The organism is Blastocatellia bacterium (genome assembly GCA_035275065.1).
Lineage (GTDB): Bacteria > Acidobacteriota > Blastocatellia > UBA7656 > UBA7656 > DATENM01.
The window spans coordinates 32,222-49,916 of sequence record DATENM010000090.1; the positions used below are offsets into that span (position 1 = coordinate 32,222).

Below are 17,695 nucleotides of genomic sequence, written 5' to 3' on the forward strand. Positions count from 1 at the left end.
CCACATACGAAAGTTGAGCTGCTTATGATTGACACGCCTTTTCTCGACACTCATCACACGGAGCTTGCCGCACAGGTTGACCGCTTCAACCGCGAACGCCCGCGCCAGACGACTGCCGGCGAAGACGAGCAGGCGCGCGGGCTCGTGCGGGCGCTTGCCGACGAGGGCTTGCTCGCTTACGCGGTGCCGGCGGATTTCCTTAGCGCGCCGCTCGACGTGCGGGCGCTGTGCGTCGCCCGCGAGCATCTTTCGTATGATTCGTCACTTTCGGATTTGATGTTCGCCATGCAGGGTCTAGGCAGCTTCCCCGTGACGATTGCCGGCGACGACGCGCTCAAGCGCCGCTGGCTGCCGCGCGTCAAATCGGGCGCGGCCATCGCCGCCTTCGCCATCACCGAGCCCGACGCCGGCTCGGACGTTTCGGCGCTCAAGACGACGGCGCGGCGCGACGGCGACAGCTATGTCATCGAAGGCACCAAGACGTTCATCTCGAACGCCGGGCTGGCCGACTTCTACACGGTCTTTGCGAAGACTGACATGGAGGCCGGGCATCGCGGCATCTCGGCATTTTTAGTCGAGCGCGACGCGGCGGGCTTTGCGGTCGAAGCCCGGCTTGAGCTGATCGCGCCGCACCCGATTGGCCGTCTGCGCTTTGATGGTTGTCGCGTGCCGGCGGCGAACCGCCTGGGCAACGAGGGCGCGGGATTCAAGATCGCCATGCAGACGCTCGACACCTTTCGCCCGACGGTCGGGGCCGCCGCCTGCGGGCTGGCGTGGCGGGCGCTGGACGAGGCAATCGGGTACGCGAAGCGGCGTGTGCAGTTCGGGCGGGCGCTCGCCGACTTTCAAGCAACGCAGATGAAGATTGCCGAGATGGCGGTTGAATTAGACGCGGCGCGCTTGCTGGTCTATCGCGCCGCGTGGCGCAAAGACCAGGGCGCTGAACGAATCACCGCCGAAGCGGCGATGGCCAAGCTGTATGCGAGCGAGAGCGCGCAACGGATTATTGACGCGGCGGTGCAGATTCATGGCGGCGCCGGGCTGGTGCGCGGCGCGGCGGTCGAGCATCTCTACCGCGACGTCCGCGCCCTGCGCATCTACGAAGGCACCTCGGAGATTCAAAAGCTGGTCATCGCCAGCCAACTTTTGAAATGATCGATCTTCAGCTTCGCCAGCGTGAGTTCCTATCGTTCTTGTCATTGCCTTGCCGGGCTACACGCTGGTTTGTAACCTTTTTCATAATTATGTTGCAAAAGGCTTCTCTGGTGATATAATGCCGCCCGCTCGTGGTCACTCTTCGAAAGTGGTTGTGATTGTGGAGAGCTTGATAAACCTCTCGGTTATCCTACCGCGGTGAGTTATCAAAGCTTCCTTCTTTTGGCAGTATAGGCAAAACCCTCCATCCCGAGGCTGACATCATGAAACGTATTGTTGAAGTCCCTTTAGAACAGGGCGGCACTCTTCTAATTGAGGTCGATGATCCTGAGATACGAACCGGGATTCGCTCGATCAGCCCGACCGAGGTTGCAGAACAGGCGAAACAAACATTTGAGAGTGCGTTAGAGAAGATCAAGCCGGCGGCCTCAGCAATCGTTGATAAGCTAAAAAGCATCAGTGACCCGCCTGACCAGATCGGCGTCGAATTCGGCATCAAGCTAAGCGCCAAGGCGAGCGCGTTTATTGCATCCTCAGATGCGGAAGCGAACTTCAAGGTGTCGTTAACCTGGAAGCGTAATAAGGCGGAGGGGCACGAGCCTTAATTCAACGCCATCCCCATTAGCCCGGTCGAGGAGGTAGTATGACGGATAACTATTATGACCTGGACGTGCTGATTCAGCTATCAGGAGGAACGCCCCGCTATTCTGCCCGCGCCGAATCCAAGTTGGCGAAGGGCGTGTTCACCCACACATTTGATCTCCCATTCACGGACGAGAACTTGAATGATTACTTAGAGCTGTTCGGACCGCCCCGGCGTGTGCGCAGCGCTGTCCGGCCAGATGAAGTGACGCCCAGAGGATTCGGGAATAACTTGTACCAGGCTTTGTTTAATGGGCCGGTCGGTCACTGCCTTCATCAGAGCCAGGCATCGGCTTCCAAGAAACACGCCAAGCTGCGCATCCGCCTGCGGCTGAATGACGTCCCGAAACTGGCCAACCTCCCCTGGGAGTTCTTATATGACGAGTACCGACAGCACCTGGCCCTGGACAATCAATTTTCGCTTGTCCGTTATATTGACCTGCCTTTCGAAGACCCGCCTTTAGCAAAAGTGGAGCAACTCTCGATCCTGGTGCTGATTTCAACCCCCGACAACCAGGAGAGTGTGGCAGGCGATCAAGAGCTAGATTACATGCAGGGAGTCGTCGCTAAACTTGGGAACAGGGTGCGGATCAAGCAATTGGAGACCCCATCCCTGGAGGCACTACAAAGAGAGCTGAAAGAGGCCGAGGTTAGACGGGAACCCTATCACGTCTTTCATTACATCGGGCATGGGTGGTTCGACCGGGCAGCAGAAGAAGGGACGGTCGTCCTGGAGAATGATGAGAAGCACAGCGAGTTTGAGAGCGGCGACAGATTAGCGACCATACTGCACAATCACCGCACGCTCAGGTTAGCCATTCTGAATTGTTGCGACAGCGCGCAGGCAACCTCGACAGACATCTTCTCCGGGGTCGCGCAGAGCCTGACCAAGATGGGCATCCCCGCTGTTATTGCCATGCAGTTTGAGATTTCCGATGAGGCGGCGATTGTTTTCGCGCGTAACTTCTATGAGTCACTGGCCAGGGGCGAGACCGTGGAGTCGGCGCTGACCTGTGCCCGTGAGCAGATGTTCAGCAAAAAAAGTTTGGGATGCGAATGGGGGACGCCGGTGCTTTACCTGCGGGCGCCCAACTCCCGCCTGTTCGACATTGTTCCGGCAGGCGATTCAGCCGACGAAAGTGCGCCGCCAGCGCTCAGTGAGCCGAGCCAACAACAGCTCGCTGTGAAACTGCCGCCGGAGATGGGGCTGCCGCCCGCTGTCCCTTCGGGGACCTTGTCACCCCAATCGCGCTTCTACGTCGAGCGCTCCGGCGTTGACAGCCCGGCGCTCGCCTCGATCAGACAAAAAGACGAGGGCGTCACCATCTCGATTCAGGCTTGCGGGCAGGCCGGCGGCAGCTCCTTCTTGCGCCGTATGATCGAGGCGGCGCAAGAGGCCGGGAAAGAGGTGGCTCTAATCAATTTCACGACCGCCTTTAATGACCTGGACTTTGGAGACAGCGTCGCCTTTCACCGGCGTTTCTGTGCCGTGCTCGCGAATCGTTTAAGCGTCCCAAACCGCATGGACGACTGGGACGAGTGGTTGAGTCTCGGGGACAATTGCAGCAATTATGTACGGCGCCTTTTGCAACCTCGTCCACGCCCCCTGGTCATTGCGTTGGATGAAGTTGATCGGTTACTTGATACGCGGTTCCGTTCCAGTTTCTTTGCCATCCTGCGGAACTGGCACAACGACCGCCACACAGAGGAATGCTTCAATAAACTTGATCTCGTATTGGTAACCTCCCTCGAGCCGCACAAGCTGATCGACGATCCCAATCAATCGCCGTTTAACGTAACCGAGGTTGTCGAATTGCAAGATTTCGGCAAGGAGGAGGTGGAAAGGCTGAACCAATGTTACGGGTCGCCGCTGAAGGTCTCGCACCTGATGAAGCTGATGGGGATTATCGGCGGACATCCGTACCTCTGGCAGAGTACGCTATACCTGATCGCCAGGGGAACTTATGGGCTGGATGAATTCATCGACGCGGCTTATCAGGATAAAGGCCCCTTCGGCACGCACTTGTCTGCTTACGGCTCGTGGTTACGTGAAAATGAATCGTTGAGAAACGCGATGATCAAGGTGCTGCGTCACGAGGACTGCGACGAGCCGCTGCGCTTCAAGCTGCGGAGGCGAGGGCTGGTGCGCCCTCAGGGCAACACGATTGTGCCGCGCTGTGAATTGTATAACCGGTATTTCAAGGAGTACTTCAATGTCAAATAAGCTTTACACGCCGGGCGGCCCGGTCAGCAACGGGATTTACATCTCACGCAAGGGCGACACGAAGCTTTTGGAGCTATGCCGCCGCGGCGAGTACGCCTACGTACTGGCGACGCGCCAGGTCGGCAAATCGAGCCTGATGTTTCGAACCGCTAAAAGGCTCGCCGATGAAGGCATCTGCTCAGCCATCATTGATCTTTCCAGAATAGGCGTCGAAGTCACCCGTGACCAGTGGTATCTGAGCATACTGAACCGGATCGCGCAAAAATTAATACCCGAGTGGGATTGCCTGAAGACCTGGTGGCAGGAGAATGATCATTTGGGGGAGACGGACCGGCTCGCCTTGTTTTTTGAAGATGTGCTGTTGAGCAGAATCAAGGAGCGGGTCGTCATCTTCATCGACGAGATCGACACGACGCTGTCGCTGGCGTTCTCGGACGATTTCTTCATTGCCATCCGCCACCTGTTTAACGCGCGCCCGAATACGCACAACCTGCGCCGCCTGTCTTTCGTGCTCATCGGCGTAGCGACGCCGGGAGATCTGATCAGCGACCCGAACCGGACATCCTTCAACATCAATATGTCTGCCGTCGACTTGACGGACTTCACCTTTGAAGAAGCCTTGCCGCTCGCCGAAGGCTTCGGGCTGCCGGCCAAAGAGGCCGCGCGGGTGCTCGGCTACGTGCTGAAATGGACGCAAGGCCACCCGTTCCTGACCCAGCGCCTCTGTCGAGCGATAGCCAACGGAGGTCAGGAGAAATGGTTGAAGAGTGATGTTGACCGCCTGGTGGCCAAGACCTTCTTCGGCGAGAATACCAGGAAAGATTCCAACCTGACCGCCGTGCGCGACCTGCTAACCAAGCGCACGAGGGAACCGGCCAAGGTCTTGGCCGCCTACAGAAAGGTGCGGCGAGGCTTGCCGGCGGTGCGCGACGAGGAGCGGTCGCGGGTCAAATCCCGTTTGAAGCTGTCGGGCATCGTCAAGGCCGAACGGGGCACGCTGCGCGTGCGCAATCGCATCTACAGAAAAGTATTCAACAGAAAGTGGATCAGGGAGCACCTGGGGATAGACTGGCTCAGGCGACTGGGCATCCTGGGACTGGCGTTGAATTTAATTTTTATAGTTGCTTTGCTCGCCATTTCCTACAGCTTGAACAAGACGAACGACAAATTGACAGCAAGGAATACGGAACTCGATAAACAGACGGCGGTGATTAAGAAACAAAACGAGGATATGGAAATAAGTAAGAATGAATTGTACTCAAAGAATAACGAGTTGCAGGCAGCGTTGAAGATGGCGAGAGATGCAGAAAAGGTGGCAACCAAGTCAACGGCGTTAGCTAAGAAGAATGCTGAAGATGCGGTCCGCCAGAAAGCAATAGCAGAGGCGAACGCTTCAAAAGCAAAGGATCTGCAAATTAAGGCTGAGGCCGACAGCAAAAGGGCCTACGCGGCGCAGAAAAAGGCCGAGATAGCTGAGGGAGCATTACGCGCTTCACTGGCCGCCGCCCAGGCGTCAAAGGACGCCGCCGAGGCGTCAAAAAACAAAGCCAAGGAGGCACTAACCATTGCGCAGGCCGAACAAAAGTTATCCAAGTCGCATGCGAATGCGGATAAAGCGGCGCAAGACGAGCCGAATCCATGGCTCAAACCGCGAACGCAGCGAATTCAATGGGCGATGCAGGCGGTGAAGCCACTTCTGAGCGTTGGCGGCGAAGCGCTGCCGGATCAAGCCGGGTATGAGCGGGACCGCAAGCAGGCCATATCGGATGGGCTCGAAGCTTTAGAGAAAGCGCTACGGGCATCTCACCTGGTCGCCAGTTTCAAGGAGAACAGAGAAGTTACCGACGTCGCGTTCAATAAGGACGGAAAACCGGTGACTGTTGGAATAGACGGAGAGGCCCGTGTCTGGAAGCTCCCGGATCATATCGACAATGATTTTGTGAACGCCGGGGTTCCTTATGAAAAGCACCAGATTAAAATTGATCCGGAGAATAAGGATAAGAAGTTCGGTAAGATAACCGTCGCCTCTGTAAGCCCGGACGGCGAGATGTTCGGTGTCGGCTCGGATCACGGGGATCTGAGATTCGGTAAAATAGAGAGCGGTAATGAGGAAATCCTCCCCGAAAAAATAACTCGCCACTATCACCCGATTAATGGGATGGCTTTCAGCAACGAAATCGACTTCCCAAAGCTAAGACATGGGCAGCAGAAGGGTTATCTATTAGCTAACGCAAGTATATTTTGGTCCTGGGCAGTAGGGGACTTACGTGGTCATCCGAAGCGCAGTTGGAGAAAGCCAAACCTTCTCGCCTGGCCTAGTATATTGTTCGGGACGAGAAACAACTATCTCGTAAACAGTATGGCCTTCAATAAAGACGGGAGTCTCGTTGCGATTGCTCACGAAGACGGTAAAACCGAAATTCGGGATGTGCATAGTGGTCAATGTCGGTTGAAGTGGGATAGTCACACCCAGGCGGTGATCGGCGTCGCCTTTGATCCTGCCGTTAAGCCTAATGCGTCTAAGCCTAATGCGTCCCGCCTGGTCACGGTGAGCAAGGATAGGACGGCCAAGGTGTGGGATATTGAACTGGGGTCGTGTAAAGCAGGCTCTAAGCAACCAAAGCCCGCGAGTTTTGATCTATCAGATGCCTCCTGGAATACTGAAGGTGGTCCCAGGGCTCACGATGGCGCGGTCGTACAAGCCGCTTTCAGCCCCGACGGAAAACTCATCGCCACGGCCAGTCAAGACAAAACCGTGAAAATCTGGGATGCTGCGGGGAACGACAAAACAAAGCCGAGGTTATTGCTGACCCTGAATGGGCATCATGGCCATGTCACGGGCCTTGCATTCTGGGATCAGGGCAACCAGCCGAACCGAACTGGCCAACATCTTTACCTCGCCACGATTAGCGCTGACGACAAAACGACGAAGGTCTGGGACCTCATCTCCGCCGATCACCTCTCCGAGTTACGTCAACGGATAGATAGCATCAAGCAAGCCAAAGATAAGGTAACTAACAGCAAGAAGATTGAGGGGCCCCTGGATAAAGGGCTACTGGATGAAATCCAAAATATGATTGACCCGAAGTCGGGCGGCGGAAAAGTGCAGACGGGTGCACGGGAAACTTCTTCTCTCAGGCAGCCCTGACACAACTCTGATTAGTAGACGCTTCAGCACTTGAAACGCTCACCCACTCGACCGGGCGTCTGAGCGCCTGAACGCCGGCCAGCGGGCAGCGGTGCAGATTCATGGCGACGCTTCTTGCTACGCCCGTCTGATTTCTTACCTGCCCGCTTCGGTCGGCTTCACGACCCGCAGCGTCACATGCGACGAGCAGTAGATGCGCTGGGTCGCTTTCTGAAAGTCCGTGTCTTTGGCGCTATAGATGTCCTCGAACCGCTGTGGATTCCTGTCGACAAACGGGAACCAGCTGCTCTGCACCTGCACCATCAAGCGGTGCCCTTTCAGCCAGGTGTGAAAGATGTCCGGCATGTCGAACTCGATGCGTGTCATCTTTCCTGGGACCATCGCTTCGGGTTTAACGAAGCTCTTTCGATACTTGGCGCGGAACGGCTCGCCTCTAACCATCATCTGGTAGCCGCCCATCCTCACGCCCGCCGGGTTCGGCTCGTTGTCGGGCGCGTCGTCGGGGTAGACGTCGATCAACTTGACGACGAAATCCGAATCCGTACCCGTCGTCGAAACGTCGAGGCTGATGTGGACCGGCCCGGCCACGGTCATCTCCCCGCCCAGCGGCTCGGTCTGAAAGACCACAACATCAGGGCGCGTCGCCGCAAAGCGCTGATCGTCGGTCATGTACTCGCGCGGCGTGTAGATCGTCGTGTAGTTGACGAATGGGACGGGCCGGGCCGGGTCGCTCACGTATTCGGCAAAACACCCTTTCGCCGCCGGCGCTGTCGCCGGCAGCTTGCCGCTGGCGTCGAAGTAAAAGCGCCTTGCTTCGACATTCTTCGGCGGCCACTCGGATAGCGACCGCCACCGGTTCGCGCCCGTGTTGAACACATAAGCTTCGGGCAATTTATTCTCGCCCTTGTCTTTCAGAAAATAATTGAAGAACGGCAGCTCGATATTCTGCCGGTAGAATTCCGAAGTCTTCGAGCCGAAATGTACGTTGCCAAGGTTTTCGCCATCGCTACGCGCCCAGCCGCCATGAAACCACGGCCCCATGACAATCGCGTTGTAAGTCTTCGGGTTGTTTTTCTCGACCGCCTCATAAATCTTCAACGGCCCCTGTAAATCTTCAGCGTCGAACCAGCCGCCGACCGTCAATACCGCGACCGAGGATTTAACCTGCGTCAGGTTCTTCGGGACGTTCTGCGCTTGCCAGTAATCATCGTAATTGCCGTGCCGCATCCACTCGTTCCAGATGCTGATCTGGTTGTGGAAGTATTTGGTGTTGGCGTTGGCAAGCGATCCCATCTCAAGGAAGAACTTGTATCCGTCAGGCGTGGGGTAGTCGAAGGGGCTCGGCGTTTCGGTCGTCGGGCCAGGGCGCGGCGGGCCAAAGAAGGAAGCGAAGAGGAAGGCGTCCTCCACACAGAAAGCGCCATTGTGGTGCAGATCGTCGCCCAGGTAATTGTCCGCCATCGGGGCCTGCGGCGACACCGCCCGCAGCGCCGGGTGGGCATCGATGACGGTCTGTGCGGCGTAATGGCCGGGGAAGGAGATGCCCCAGACACCGACCCGCCCGTTGTTATTCGGCACGTTCTTAATCAGCCACTCAATCGTGTCCCAGGTGTCTGTGGACTCGTCAACGTCGGTCGGCCCCGCCTTCACAGTCTTGTACGGCGTCATCATTTTGAAGCCGCCTTCGGACATAAAGCGCCCGCGCACGTCCTGGTAAACGAAGATGTAGCCTTCCTTCTGAAACAGCGGTGACGGCCCCAGCGAAGTCTTGAAGGCGTCAGCTCCGTAAGGGGCAACGCTGTAGGGAGTGCGCTGCATGAGAATCGGATATTTTTGCGCCTGGTCTTTGGGCAGGTAAATGGATGTGAAGAGTTTGACGCCGTCGCGCATCGTGATCCGCACTTCTGTCTTGGTGTAACTGGCTTTGACCTCGTCGGCGCTCGGCGGTTGCGCGTAGGCGTGTGTCGCTAAATGGAGGAGCGGCACAATGACGAAGAGCCGCGCAAGCGTTCTTACAAGTCGCATCGATTGTTCTCCCAGGAAATAGCCGCAGGTTATCCGGTTCAGGTGAGTCACCGATGGGATGCCCCGCCCATCGCCTCTCAGCTTTTGAAGCGAGCCGGCGCCGGCTTACTTCTTCGGCGGCTCGATCTCGTACTTCACCTTGAGATAAAGCGTGAACTGTACGACCGGCTCAATGACGACGGGGTTGACCACTGCGTCGAAGCCGTCGGCGTTCAGCGGGTTGAAAAAGAAGGTGCGGCTCTTACGGGCGCTCTGCACAGTGTAGCGCTCGCGGTAGAAGTCGGGGCTGACATCATCCGTTTCATAGGCCGTGTAAGAGTCGTACATCTCTGTCGGGAAGTAGATGCTGTGGCGCTCGGCGTAGACCTGCGCCGGCGGTTGAAGCTGAATGGCGAGCAGGCGCTCGTAGCGCGCCGCTTTTTGCTTGACGACGCGCGCCGCCTCTTCCATCAAACGGTTCTGCACGCCGGCCGTGTCGCGGACGAGGTAATCCACTTTAATCAGATCGAAGATGTTCGAGCGCGACGCCGCGATCACCAGGCGGTCGAGCAACAGCTTGTCTTTATAATGGATGGCGACGTTCTTCTTCAGCTCGAAGCCCGAAAGCCGCTGCTTGGCGACCGAGCCAGAGAGCTGATACGAGTAGATCTTGTTCTGCGCTGCGAAATCAACAAAGACATCATCTTTGCCGACGCCGAGCCGTTGCAGCTCGGTGATGAAACCGCCGACCGTCGTGTCCATCTGCTGGTTGCATTCGGGCACCGTCATGCATTCCTGGTTGACGCCGAAGATGGCAACGTACTCGTCGGCTTTGACGTTCATCAAGACGCTGGCTTCGACAAACATCGTGGTCGCAGAGGGCGGCGCTTCGGTCGGCGCGACGACGCGTTTGTTGCGCTCGTTCTGCTCGGCGCGCGCCTGGCCGCCCTGCTGCGAATAGGCGACGTTGCCGCTCGCCTGCGCGTAGCAAGCCGCGGCGCTGCCGATCATCATCATCGCAATCAATAGGGCAATCAATAGAGTTTGGCGCATCGCTCACCCCCTTCGATCAGAATCTAATGCAAGACATCGCCGACGGTCGGGTCTTTGACATAGCGGCCCAGTTGCAGCGAGCGGATCACTTCGGCCCAGACCGCCGCCAGCCGCGCCGCGTCTTCGGGCCAGTACTCGAATGTAATCAGCGCCTGGATGAGCGAGCCGCGGGCGATGCACAGCCGCGTATAGGCCAGGCGCTTCAACACAGGGTCAGTGAAGGTGTAATCGGCCCAGGCGACTTCCAGATCGGCGCGCTGTTTGTGGGTGATCTCGCCTGTGCGCCGCGGCCCTCTTTCATCGCCGTTCAAGGCGACGTTGATGAGGTCGGCGAGCGGCAGGCTGCTCCAATCCACCTGCGGCGGCAGGCGCAGGTAAGAGCAGGCGAGCCGGCAGTTGTCGTCCGGCGGTTTGGCATCGTAGAACTTGATCGAATCAGAGTCCGGCTCGATGACCCAGCCTTCGGGAATGTTGAAACGCACCGCGCCGCGGTCGGCAACAAAGATGCGATAACCGTTGGGCGCGCGCCAGGTGTGATTCTCCTTGAGCTTTAGCTCGTCCTTCACCCAATCCGCCATCCTTCACTGCTCCTGTCAATCGCCCAGCGCGGCGATGGCTTCGATCTCGATCTGAAAGCCGTAGTGCAGCTCTTTGACAGGCACGACGGCGCGTGCCGGGCGATGTTCGCCCATCAGCCGCGCATAGACTTGATTGACCGCGCCCCATAGATCGATGTCCGAAATGTAGATCGTGACTTTCAATAGCCGGCCCAGGTCGCTACCGGCGGCCCGCAAGATGGCGGCGACGTTGGCCATCGCTTGCTCGGTCTGCGCCTCGATGGAATCGAGCACGCGCTCGCCGTTCGCCTTGATGGCCAATTGCCCGGCGACAAAGACCAGTCCGTTGTAGACGACCGCCTGCGAGTAATGCCCGCCCGGCGCCGGCGCGTCTTCGGCCAACACGGTTTTAATCTCCATCTCGACTGCCCCCCTTCGCGCCGCATTTTATCGCAAAGCAAAAGAAGAAACCACAGCTTCAGCACGGCCGCATGACCAGTCGCAGAAAGGCAGGCAAAGAGGTGCGCCGCGCCGTTTCTTCAGTCCGTCATGATCGGCGGGCGCATTCGTTCTCGATTCCTTGCTGTGTTAAAATGGTTGGCGATTGAAGCCGTCATTATAAGGGCAAGCAATCCGGAATTTAAAACCGCGGCCGCGACGGGCATTAAATCGAATTTCGCCTGGGGTGACGCAATCCGACAGATTGCGCCAGAGGCGCAGGCAGCGCGGCTGGAGCAAACCGCCATGAAGAAAGAATACGTCGGCTATGGCTTGATCGGCATTGTGGCCGGGCTGGTCATTGGCTTCTTTGTCGGCAATGCCATGTATCCGGGCACCAGCGCTTCGCAGCAGAACGTCGCCGCGAGCGGGGGCAATCTGTCGGTCAACGGCGGCCCGAATCAGCAACTGCCGCCGAATCACCCGACCATCGAGCCGGGCAAGACCGTCCCCGCCGGGCCGCTGCCGCCGGGCGCGAGTGATGCGCCGGCGGGCGAAACCCCTGCCGCGGCTCCCGGCTCGAACGCCGGCGCAACCAGCGTGTCGCTGCCGTCACTCGACCCGCTGCCTGCCGGCAACAAAGAAGAGCGCACCGAGCAAAAGTATAAAAACATCCAGATGCTCAAGGGGCTGCCCGCCGAACGCTTGATGAAGATCATGTTCGCTTTCAAAGATTCGCTCGGCGTTGACTGCACCTTCTGTCACATCAAAGACCAGTTCGAGAAAGACGACAAGCCGGAGAAGCAGACGGCGCGCAAGATGATCGCTCTGGTCAGGGACGCCAACGCCAAGATCGGCGCGGCGCGCGTCAGTTGTTACACCTGCCATCGCGGCCAGCAGCGACCAGCGCAGTAGGAATTTTGGATTTTCATGGCTTGGCGCTTCGCGCCGGCGATTTTGGATTTTAGATTGGCAGAGGGCTACAGATTCTATCGGGTGCGTTTCCCTTAATCCAAAATCCAAAATCCAAAATGTAGAGCCCTTATGTCACAGACACCTTTAACCGAGGGCCGCCGGCTGGTGGCGCTCGAAACCGGCATCGGCGACATGCCTTTCGGTCGCGCCGAATACCTGAGCGCCGACGAAGAGGCCGCCAAGCGCGAGGCTTTGCGCTTGTTCCAGGCGGCTTACGAAGCGCAGATGCGCGGCGAGCTGGACGAGGCCGCCGAGCTTTACAGACAATCGCTTGCGGCGCGCCCGACTGCCGAGGCGCACACCTTCCTGGGATGGACGTACAGTTTCATGGGGCTGACCGACGAAGCGATTGCCGAATGCCATCGGGCGATTGAGGTTGACCCCGACTTCGGAAATCCGTATAACGACATCGGCGCTTACCTGATTGAGAGAGGCGACCTGAGAGGGGCGCTGCCCTGGTTGCGGCGCGCGCTCACGGCGCCGCGTTATGAAGCCAGCTTTTATCCGCACTTCAATCTCGGTCGGGTCTATGAAGCCGAGCGCCGCTATTACGACGCGCTCGATCATTATCAGGCGGCGCTTCAGTTGAATCCGCAGTACGTGCTGGCGGCGCGCGCCCTCAGACGATTGCAGAGCAAGCTGAATTGAAGCGAGGCGAAAATGAGCAATGACGAATTAGAACGGCGAATCAACAACAAGATAGAGGCCCTCGTTGAATTACAAGCAAATCTTCGCGAAGCGATAGCCGAACTCCCAAAAGTAGAGCGCATCCAAAATACGCGCATTGAGGAAAGCCGCCAACAACTCGTCGCGCTGATCGAGGTGGCCCGCAGTCATGATGAGCGGCTTGAGCGGATCGAAAAGCAGCAAGAAGAAACCGGCAGGCTGATGGAAGAAAGCCGCAGGCTCGCCGAGAAAAACACGCAGGAGATCGCCGCGCTGCGCGAACAGGGGAAAGAGCAGGACGAGAGAATCAACGCGCTCATCCGCATCGTCGAAGGGCATATTTCCAATCATCCGTAGAGCAGCGGACGGCAGCAGAGTAGGGGAGAACGAATGGACGTATTGACTCACCGAGGCGGCTGGATCGAAGTAATCGCCGGCGGCATGTTCAGCGGCAAGAGCGAAGAGTTGATCCGCCGCGTGCGCCGCGCCGAGATCGCCCGCCAGCGCACGCAGATCTTCAAGCCGGCCATTGATAACCGCTTCGATGCCAAGCGCATCATCTCGCGCGACAACCGCGGCATCGATGCCATCGCCGTCGCCAACACCGCCGAGCTGCGCGCCAACCTCGTCTTTGGCGTCAAGGTCGTCGGCATTGACGAAGTGCAGTTCTTCGATAACCCCATCGTAGACCTCTGTATGGAACTGGCCGACGCCGGCATCCGCGTCATCGCCGCCGGGCTGGATCAGGATTACATGCGCCGCCCGTTCGGCCCCATGCCGGCGCTGCTGTCGGTGGCCGAATACGTCGCCAAGATGCATGCGGTCTGCGTGCGCTGCGGCGGCCCGGCGCATTATTCGCAGCGCGTCTCGGGTGGCAATTCGCAGATCGAAGTCGGCGATATCTCTTACGAGGCGCGCTGCCGCGTCTGCTTCGAGCCTTACATCGCCAAGCCGACGCCGGAGAAGGACGACGCCTTCCAGCACCAGAGCGATGCGATTCAATAAGGCTCGCGCCGCCCGCCCCCTGATCATCACATGATGAATGTATTCGAGTTGACCCGCCGGCTGATCGAGATTCCATCCATCAGCGGCGAGGAAAAAGCCGTGGCCGAATTCCTGGCCGACTACCTGAGCCGCATGGGCTTCAAGGTCGAATTGCAGGAAGCCGAAGCCAACCGCCCGAACCTCTATGCCCGCCACGGCGAGCCGCGGGTCGTGATGTCCACGCACACAGACACCGTGCCGCCTTACGTCGAGTTTCGCGAAGACGAGCAAGCCATCTACGGGCGCGGTGCCTGCGACGCCAAAGGGATCATTGCGGCGATGGTCAAAGCCGCCGAGCAATTGCTTGCCGCGGGTGGTACGGACTTCGGGCTGCTGCTTGTCGTTGGTGAAGAGGCCGGCAGCGCCGGGGCGCGCGCCGCCAACCAGATCGCCAATCGCTCGCGCTATCTGATTAACGGCGAGCCGACCGAATCGCGCCTGGCGCTCGGCTCGAAAGGGGCTCTCAGAGCCGCTTTAAAGGCCGTAGGGCGCGCCGCGCATTCGGCCTATCCGCACATTGGCGAGTCCGCGATTGATAAGCTGCTCGACATTCTCGCCGACCTGCGCCGCCTTGAATTACCGACCGATGCGAGGCTCGGCCCTACGACGTTGAACATCGGCATCATCCGTGGCGGCGTCGCTACGAACGTCATCGCGCCCGAAGCCGAAGCCGAATTGCTCTTTCGCATCGTCACCGATGCCGCGACGGTCAAGCGGTTGTTTGAAGCGACGGTCAACGGGCGGGCCGAGATCGCTTACAGCTTCGCCTGTGATGCGGTGTTTATGGAGGCGCTTGAAGGCTTCGAGACCGAAGTCGTCGCCTTCACCACAGACATTCCGCTGCTCAGTAACTGGGGCAAGCCGCTGCTGTTCGGCCCCGGCTCGATACTTGACGCGCACACCGAGCATGAGAGAATTTCAAAGTCAGAGCTATTGCGCGCCGTGGACGTTTACACAGCGATAGTCACGACGCTACGAGCGAGAATCGCGGACGGCGCGCGACCGGCTTGAATCTAGCGGGCGCACACTTTGGGGAGTCACTCATGGCGAACAAAATACCCGTCGGCGTGCTCGGCGCGACCGGCGCCGTCGGACAGAAATTCGTTAAGCTATTAGAGAATCATCCGTGGTTCGAGCTGACCGAGCTGGCGGCCTCTGACCGCTCTGCCGGCAAGCCTTATAAAGACGCGACGCTCTGGCGGCAATACACGCCCATCCCTGACCGGGTCAAAGACCGCGTGGTCAAGCCGTGCGAGCCGACGCTCGACACTCGTGTCGTCTTTTCAGGGCTCGACTCGTCGGTTGCAGGCGAAGTCGAAGAGAACTTCGCGCGCGCCGGTTACATTGTCGTCAGCAACTCGAAGAACCATCGCATGGACGAAGACGTGCCGCTGCTGATCCCCGAAGTCAATCCCGACCACCTCGGCCTGATCAAAACGCAGCGCGCGCGCCGCAACTGGTCGGGGGCCATCGTTACGAATCCCAACTGTTCGACCATCGGGCTGGTGATGCCGTTTGCGCCGCTCGACCGCGCCTTCGGCATCAAGCGCGCCGTCGTCGTCACCCTGCAAGCGTTGTCGGGCGCGGGCTATCCCGGCGTGTCGGCCACAGATATCGTCGGCAACATCATTCCGTTCATCGGCGGCAGCGAAGAAGACAAGATCGAAACCGAGCCGCGCAAGATCATGGGCCGGCTTGCCGGCGACCACGTCGAGATGCTCGATTGCAAAATCAGCGCGCACGTCAATCGCGTCGCCGTCGAAGACGGTCACAGCGAGTGCGTGTCGGTCGAGTTTGAAAAGAAACCGTCAATCGAAGAAGTCACGCGCGTGCTCGCCGAATTCACTTCCCTGCCGCAAGAGCTGCGGTTGCCGTTTGCGCCTGAGCACCCGGTGATCGTGATGAGCGAGCGCGACCGTCCGCAGCCGCGCTTTGACCGCGACGCCGGCAATGGCATGAGCGCCGTCGTCGGTCGCCTGCGCCCGTGCCCGGTCTTCGACCTGCGCTTCGTCGTGCTGTCGCACAACACGATTCGCGGTGCGGCGGGCGCGGCCATCCTCAACGCCGAGCTGATGAAGGTGCAAGGCTATCTTGATTAGGAGGCAGGAAGCAGGAGGCAGGAGGCAGTCCCGGCAGGGACGCAATGTTTATAGTGATAGATGGCGAAAATGATGAAGCCCCGTAGGGGCGAAATCTTGACATTGCGCTCCTACGGAGCTTGCATCCTTTAGGGGGGCGGTAACTATAAACATCGCACTCCTAACGGAGCTTGCAGATCAACTGCCTGCCTCCTGCCTCCTGCTTCCTGCCTCCTTTGGATTACACCATGATTGTGATGAAATTCGGCGGCACTTCGGTCGAAGATGCCGCGTCCGTCGAGCGGGTTACGGAAATCATTCGGGCGCGATTGCAGCAGCGGCCCGTCGTCGTCGTCTCGGCAATGGGCAAGACGACGCGCAAGCTCTTGCAGGCCGCCGAAGCCAGCGCCGCGGGCGACGCTCGCACGACGCTTGCCATCGTCGCCGACCTGAAGACTCGCCACCTGAGCGAAGCCCGCGCGCTCGTGAGGTCGTCTGCTGAGCGCGCCGTCTTCTCGATCATTGATCGCCATTTCGACGAGCTGAAAAAACTGCTCGAAGGGCTGGCCATCCTCGGCGAAGTGCCGCCGCGCGGGCTCGACAAGATTCTCTCGTACGGCGAGCTGTTGTCGTCGGCAATCGTCGCAGACGCTTTGGCCGAGCGCGGCGTGCCGGCGCGCTTGCTCGACGCGCGCGACTTCATGATCACCGATGATCGCTTCGGCGGCGCATCGCCGCTGTTCGACATCACCAACGCGAAGGCGCGCGAGGTCATTCAACCGGTCATCGAACGGGGCGAGGTCGCGGTCATTCAAGGCTTCATCGGCGCGACCCGCGAAGGCGCGACGACAACGCTCGGCTTTGAAGGCTCGGATTACACGGCGGCAGTCGTCGGCGCGGCGCTCGCCGCAGACGACATTCAAATCTGGAAAGACGTTTCAGGCTTGATGACCACCGACCCGCGCATCTTTGCCGAGGCGCGCACGGTCAAGGCTTGCACGTTCGCGGAGGCCGCCGATCTGACTTACTTTGGCGCCAAGGTGCTGCACCCGAAAGCCATTCATCCGGCGGCGCGGCAGAACATCCCCGTCCACATCTATAACTCGAAGCAGCCTGAGGCGACCGGCACCGCCATCAATGCGACCGCGCCGCGCTGCGCCAACCTGATCAAGTCCATCGCCTACAAGCGGCCCATCACGGTTATCCATGCGCAAGGCGAGAGCATCAGCAACGACACGCGGGCGGTCGCGCCGGAAGATTTCCTGAAGACGCTGCTCAATGCGCTGACCCGGCACGCGGCCCGTCCGCTGCTGGTCGGCGTCTCGGCTTCGAGCGTCGCCGCGGCGGTTGACGGGCGCGAATTGACCGAAGCGCGCCAGCGCGATCTGCTTGAAGAGATCGGCAGGTTCGCGACCGTAAGCCTCGACCGCGACTGCGCCATCGTTTCACTGGTCGGCGAAGAGTTGCGCGCCGACACGCGGCTTGCGAGCCGCGTCTTTGCGGCCATTGACGAAACCGAAATCGGCGTCATCCTGCACGGCTCGTCGCCCATCAGCATGAATCTGGTCGTCGCCGAAGCCGCCGTCGCCGAGGTGATTGCGCGCTTGCACAAGGTCTTTTTCGCCTCTCCCGACCCGCAGGTGTTTGAATAGTGACCGGCCATCGCTCCATATCATGGTTTGGCTGATCATCTGCGGTTCGGTATGATTGA

At 59.1% G+C, this 17,695-nt stretch carries 15 protein-coding genes; 11 read left to right on the forward strand and 4 right to left on the reverse strand.

Going from position 1 to position 17,695, the window contains the following annotated elements:
* The first annotated feature begins 24 nt into the window (after nucleotides 1-24).
* The 4 genes from VJ464_20915 (at nucleotide 25) to VJ464_20930 (ending at nucleotide 7,169) form a co-directional block, all read left to right on the forward strand.
* On the forward strand, nucleotides 25-1,155 hold the full coding sequence (locus VJ464_20915; protein HKQ07600.1) for an acyl-CoA dehydrogenase family protein: 1,131 nt from the start codon (nucleotides 25-27) through the stop codon (nucleotides 1,153-1,155).
* A gap of 263 nt (nucleotides 1,156-1,418) precedes the next feature.
* A complete protein-coding gene (locus tag VJ464_20920) occupies nucleotides 1,419-1,760 on the forward strand; it encodes a CU044_2847 family protein (GenBank protein HKQ07601.1) in 342 nt (113 codons plus the stop codon).
* Between the two features lie 38 nt (nucleotides 1,761-1,798).
* Nucleotides 1,799-4,021 carry an AAA-like domain-containing protein gene (locus VJ464_20925; GenBank protein ID HKQ07602.1) on the forward strand — a complete coding sequence of 741 codons (2,223 nt, stop codon included), beginning with the start codon at nucleotides 1,799-1,801 and terminating at the stop codon, nucleotides 4,019-4,021.
* Entirely contained in the window at nucleotides 4,011-7,169 is a 3,159-nt protein-coding gene (locus VJ464_20930) for an AAA-like domain-containing protein (protein HKQ07603.1), read from the forward strand. Before VJ464_20925 ends, VJ464_20930 begins: the two co-directional genes overlap by 11 nt.
* 135 nt (nucleotides 7,170-7,304) lie before the next feature.
* On the opposite strand, the gene VJ464_20935 is transcribed toward VJ464_20930, so the two are convergent.
* From VJ464_20935 to VJ464_20950, 4 genes are all read right to left on the reverse strand, one after another.
* Complete coding sequence (locus tag VJ464_20935) at nucleotides 7,305-9,194, reverse strand: CocE/NonD family hydrolase (protein HKQ07604.1); 1,890 nt, start codon at nucleotides 9,192-9,194, stop codon at nucleotides 7,305-7,307.
* A gap of 105 nt (nucleotides 9,195-9,299) precedes the next feature.
* Nucleotides 9,300-10,226: an SIMPL domain-containing protein gene (locus VJ464_20940; GenBank protein HKQ07605.1), complete on the reverse strand. Its 927-nt coding sequence runs from the start codon at nucleotides 10,224-10,226 to the stop codon at nucleotides 9,300-9,302.
* A gap of 23 nt (nucleotides 10,227-10,249) precedes the next feature.
* Complete coding sequence (locus tag VJ464_20945) at nucleotides 10,250-10,804, reverse strand: hypothetical protein (GenBank protein ID HKQ07606.1); 555 nt, start codon at nucleotides 10,802-10,804, stop codon at nucleotides 10,250-10,252.
* Between the two features lie 15 nt (nucleotides 10,805-10,819).
* Complete coding sequence (locus tag VJ464_20950) at nucleotides 10,820-11,203, reverse strand: RidA family protein (GenBank protein HKQ07607.1); 384 nt, start codon at nucleotides 11,201-11,203, stop codon at nucleotides 10,820-10,822.
* A 324-nt stretch (nucleotides 11,204-11,527) separates the two neighbouring features.
* Here VJ464_20950 and VJ464_20955 point away from each other — a divergent pair, with 324 nt between their 5' ends.
* The 7 genes from VJ464_20955 (at nucleotide 11,528) to VJ464_20985 (ending at nucleotide 17,636) form a co-directional block, all read left to right on the forward strand.
* The gene (locus VJ464_20955; protein ID HKQ07608.1) at nucleotides 11,528-12,136 is read left to right on the forward strand and encodes a c-type cytochrome; all 609 of its coding nucleotides are present in this window, start codon (nucleotides 11,528-11,530) and stop codon (nucleotides 12,134-12,136) included.
* Nucleotides 12,137-12,265: 129 nt separating this feature from the next.
* Nucleotides 12,266-12,844, forward strand: coding sequence for a tetratricopeptide repeat protein (locus VJ464_20960; GenBank protein ID HKQ07609.1), 579 nt, complete (start codon nucleotides 12,266-12,268; stop codon nucleotides 12,842-12,844).
* 12 nt (nucleotides 12,845-12,856) lie between these two features.
* Entirely contained in the window at nucleotides 12,857-13,219 is a 363-nt protein-coding gene (locus tag VJ464_20965) for a hypothetical protein (protein HKQ07610.1), read from the forward strand.
* Nucleotides 13,220-13,252: 33 nt separating this feature from the next.
* Nucleotides 13,253-13,867: a thymidine kinase gene (locus tag VJ464_20970; protein HKQ07611.1), complete on the forward strand. Its 615-nt coding sequence runs from the start codon at nucleotides 13,253-13,255 to the stop codon at nucleotides 13,865-13,867.
* A gap of 30 nt (nucleotides 13,868-13,897) precedes the next feature.
* Nucleotides 13,898-14,917: a M20/M25/M40 family metallo-hydrolase gene (locus VJ464_20975; GenBank protein HKQ07612.1), complete on the forward strand. Its 1,020-nt coding sequence runs from the start codon at nucleotides 13,898-13,900 to the stop codon at nucleotides 14,915-14,917.
* Nucleotides 14,918-14,949: 32 nt separating this feature from the next.
* Entirely contained in the window at nucleotides 14,950-16,005 is a 1,056-nt protein-coding gene (gene asd / locus VJ464_20980; protein HKQ07613.1) for an aspartate-semialdehyde dehydrogenase, read from the forward strand.
* A 227-nt stretch (nucleotides 16,006-16,232) separates the two neighbouring features.
* Nucleotides 16,233-17,636: an aspartate kinase gene (locus tag VJ464_20985; protein HKQ07614.1), complete on the forward strand. Its 1,404-nt coding sequence runs from the start codon at nucleotides 16,233-16,235 to the stop codon at nucleotides 17,634-17,636.
* The last annotated feature ends 59 nt before the right edge of the window (nucleotides 17,637-17,695 follow it).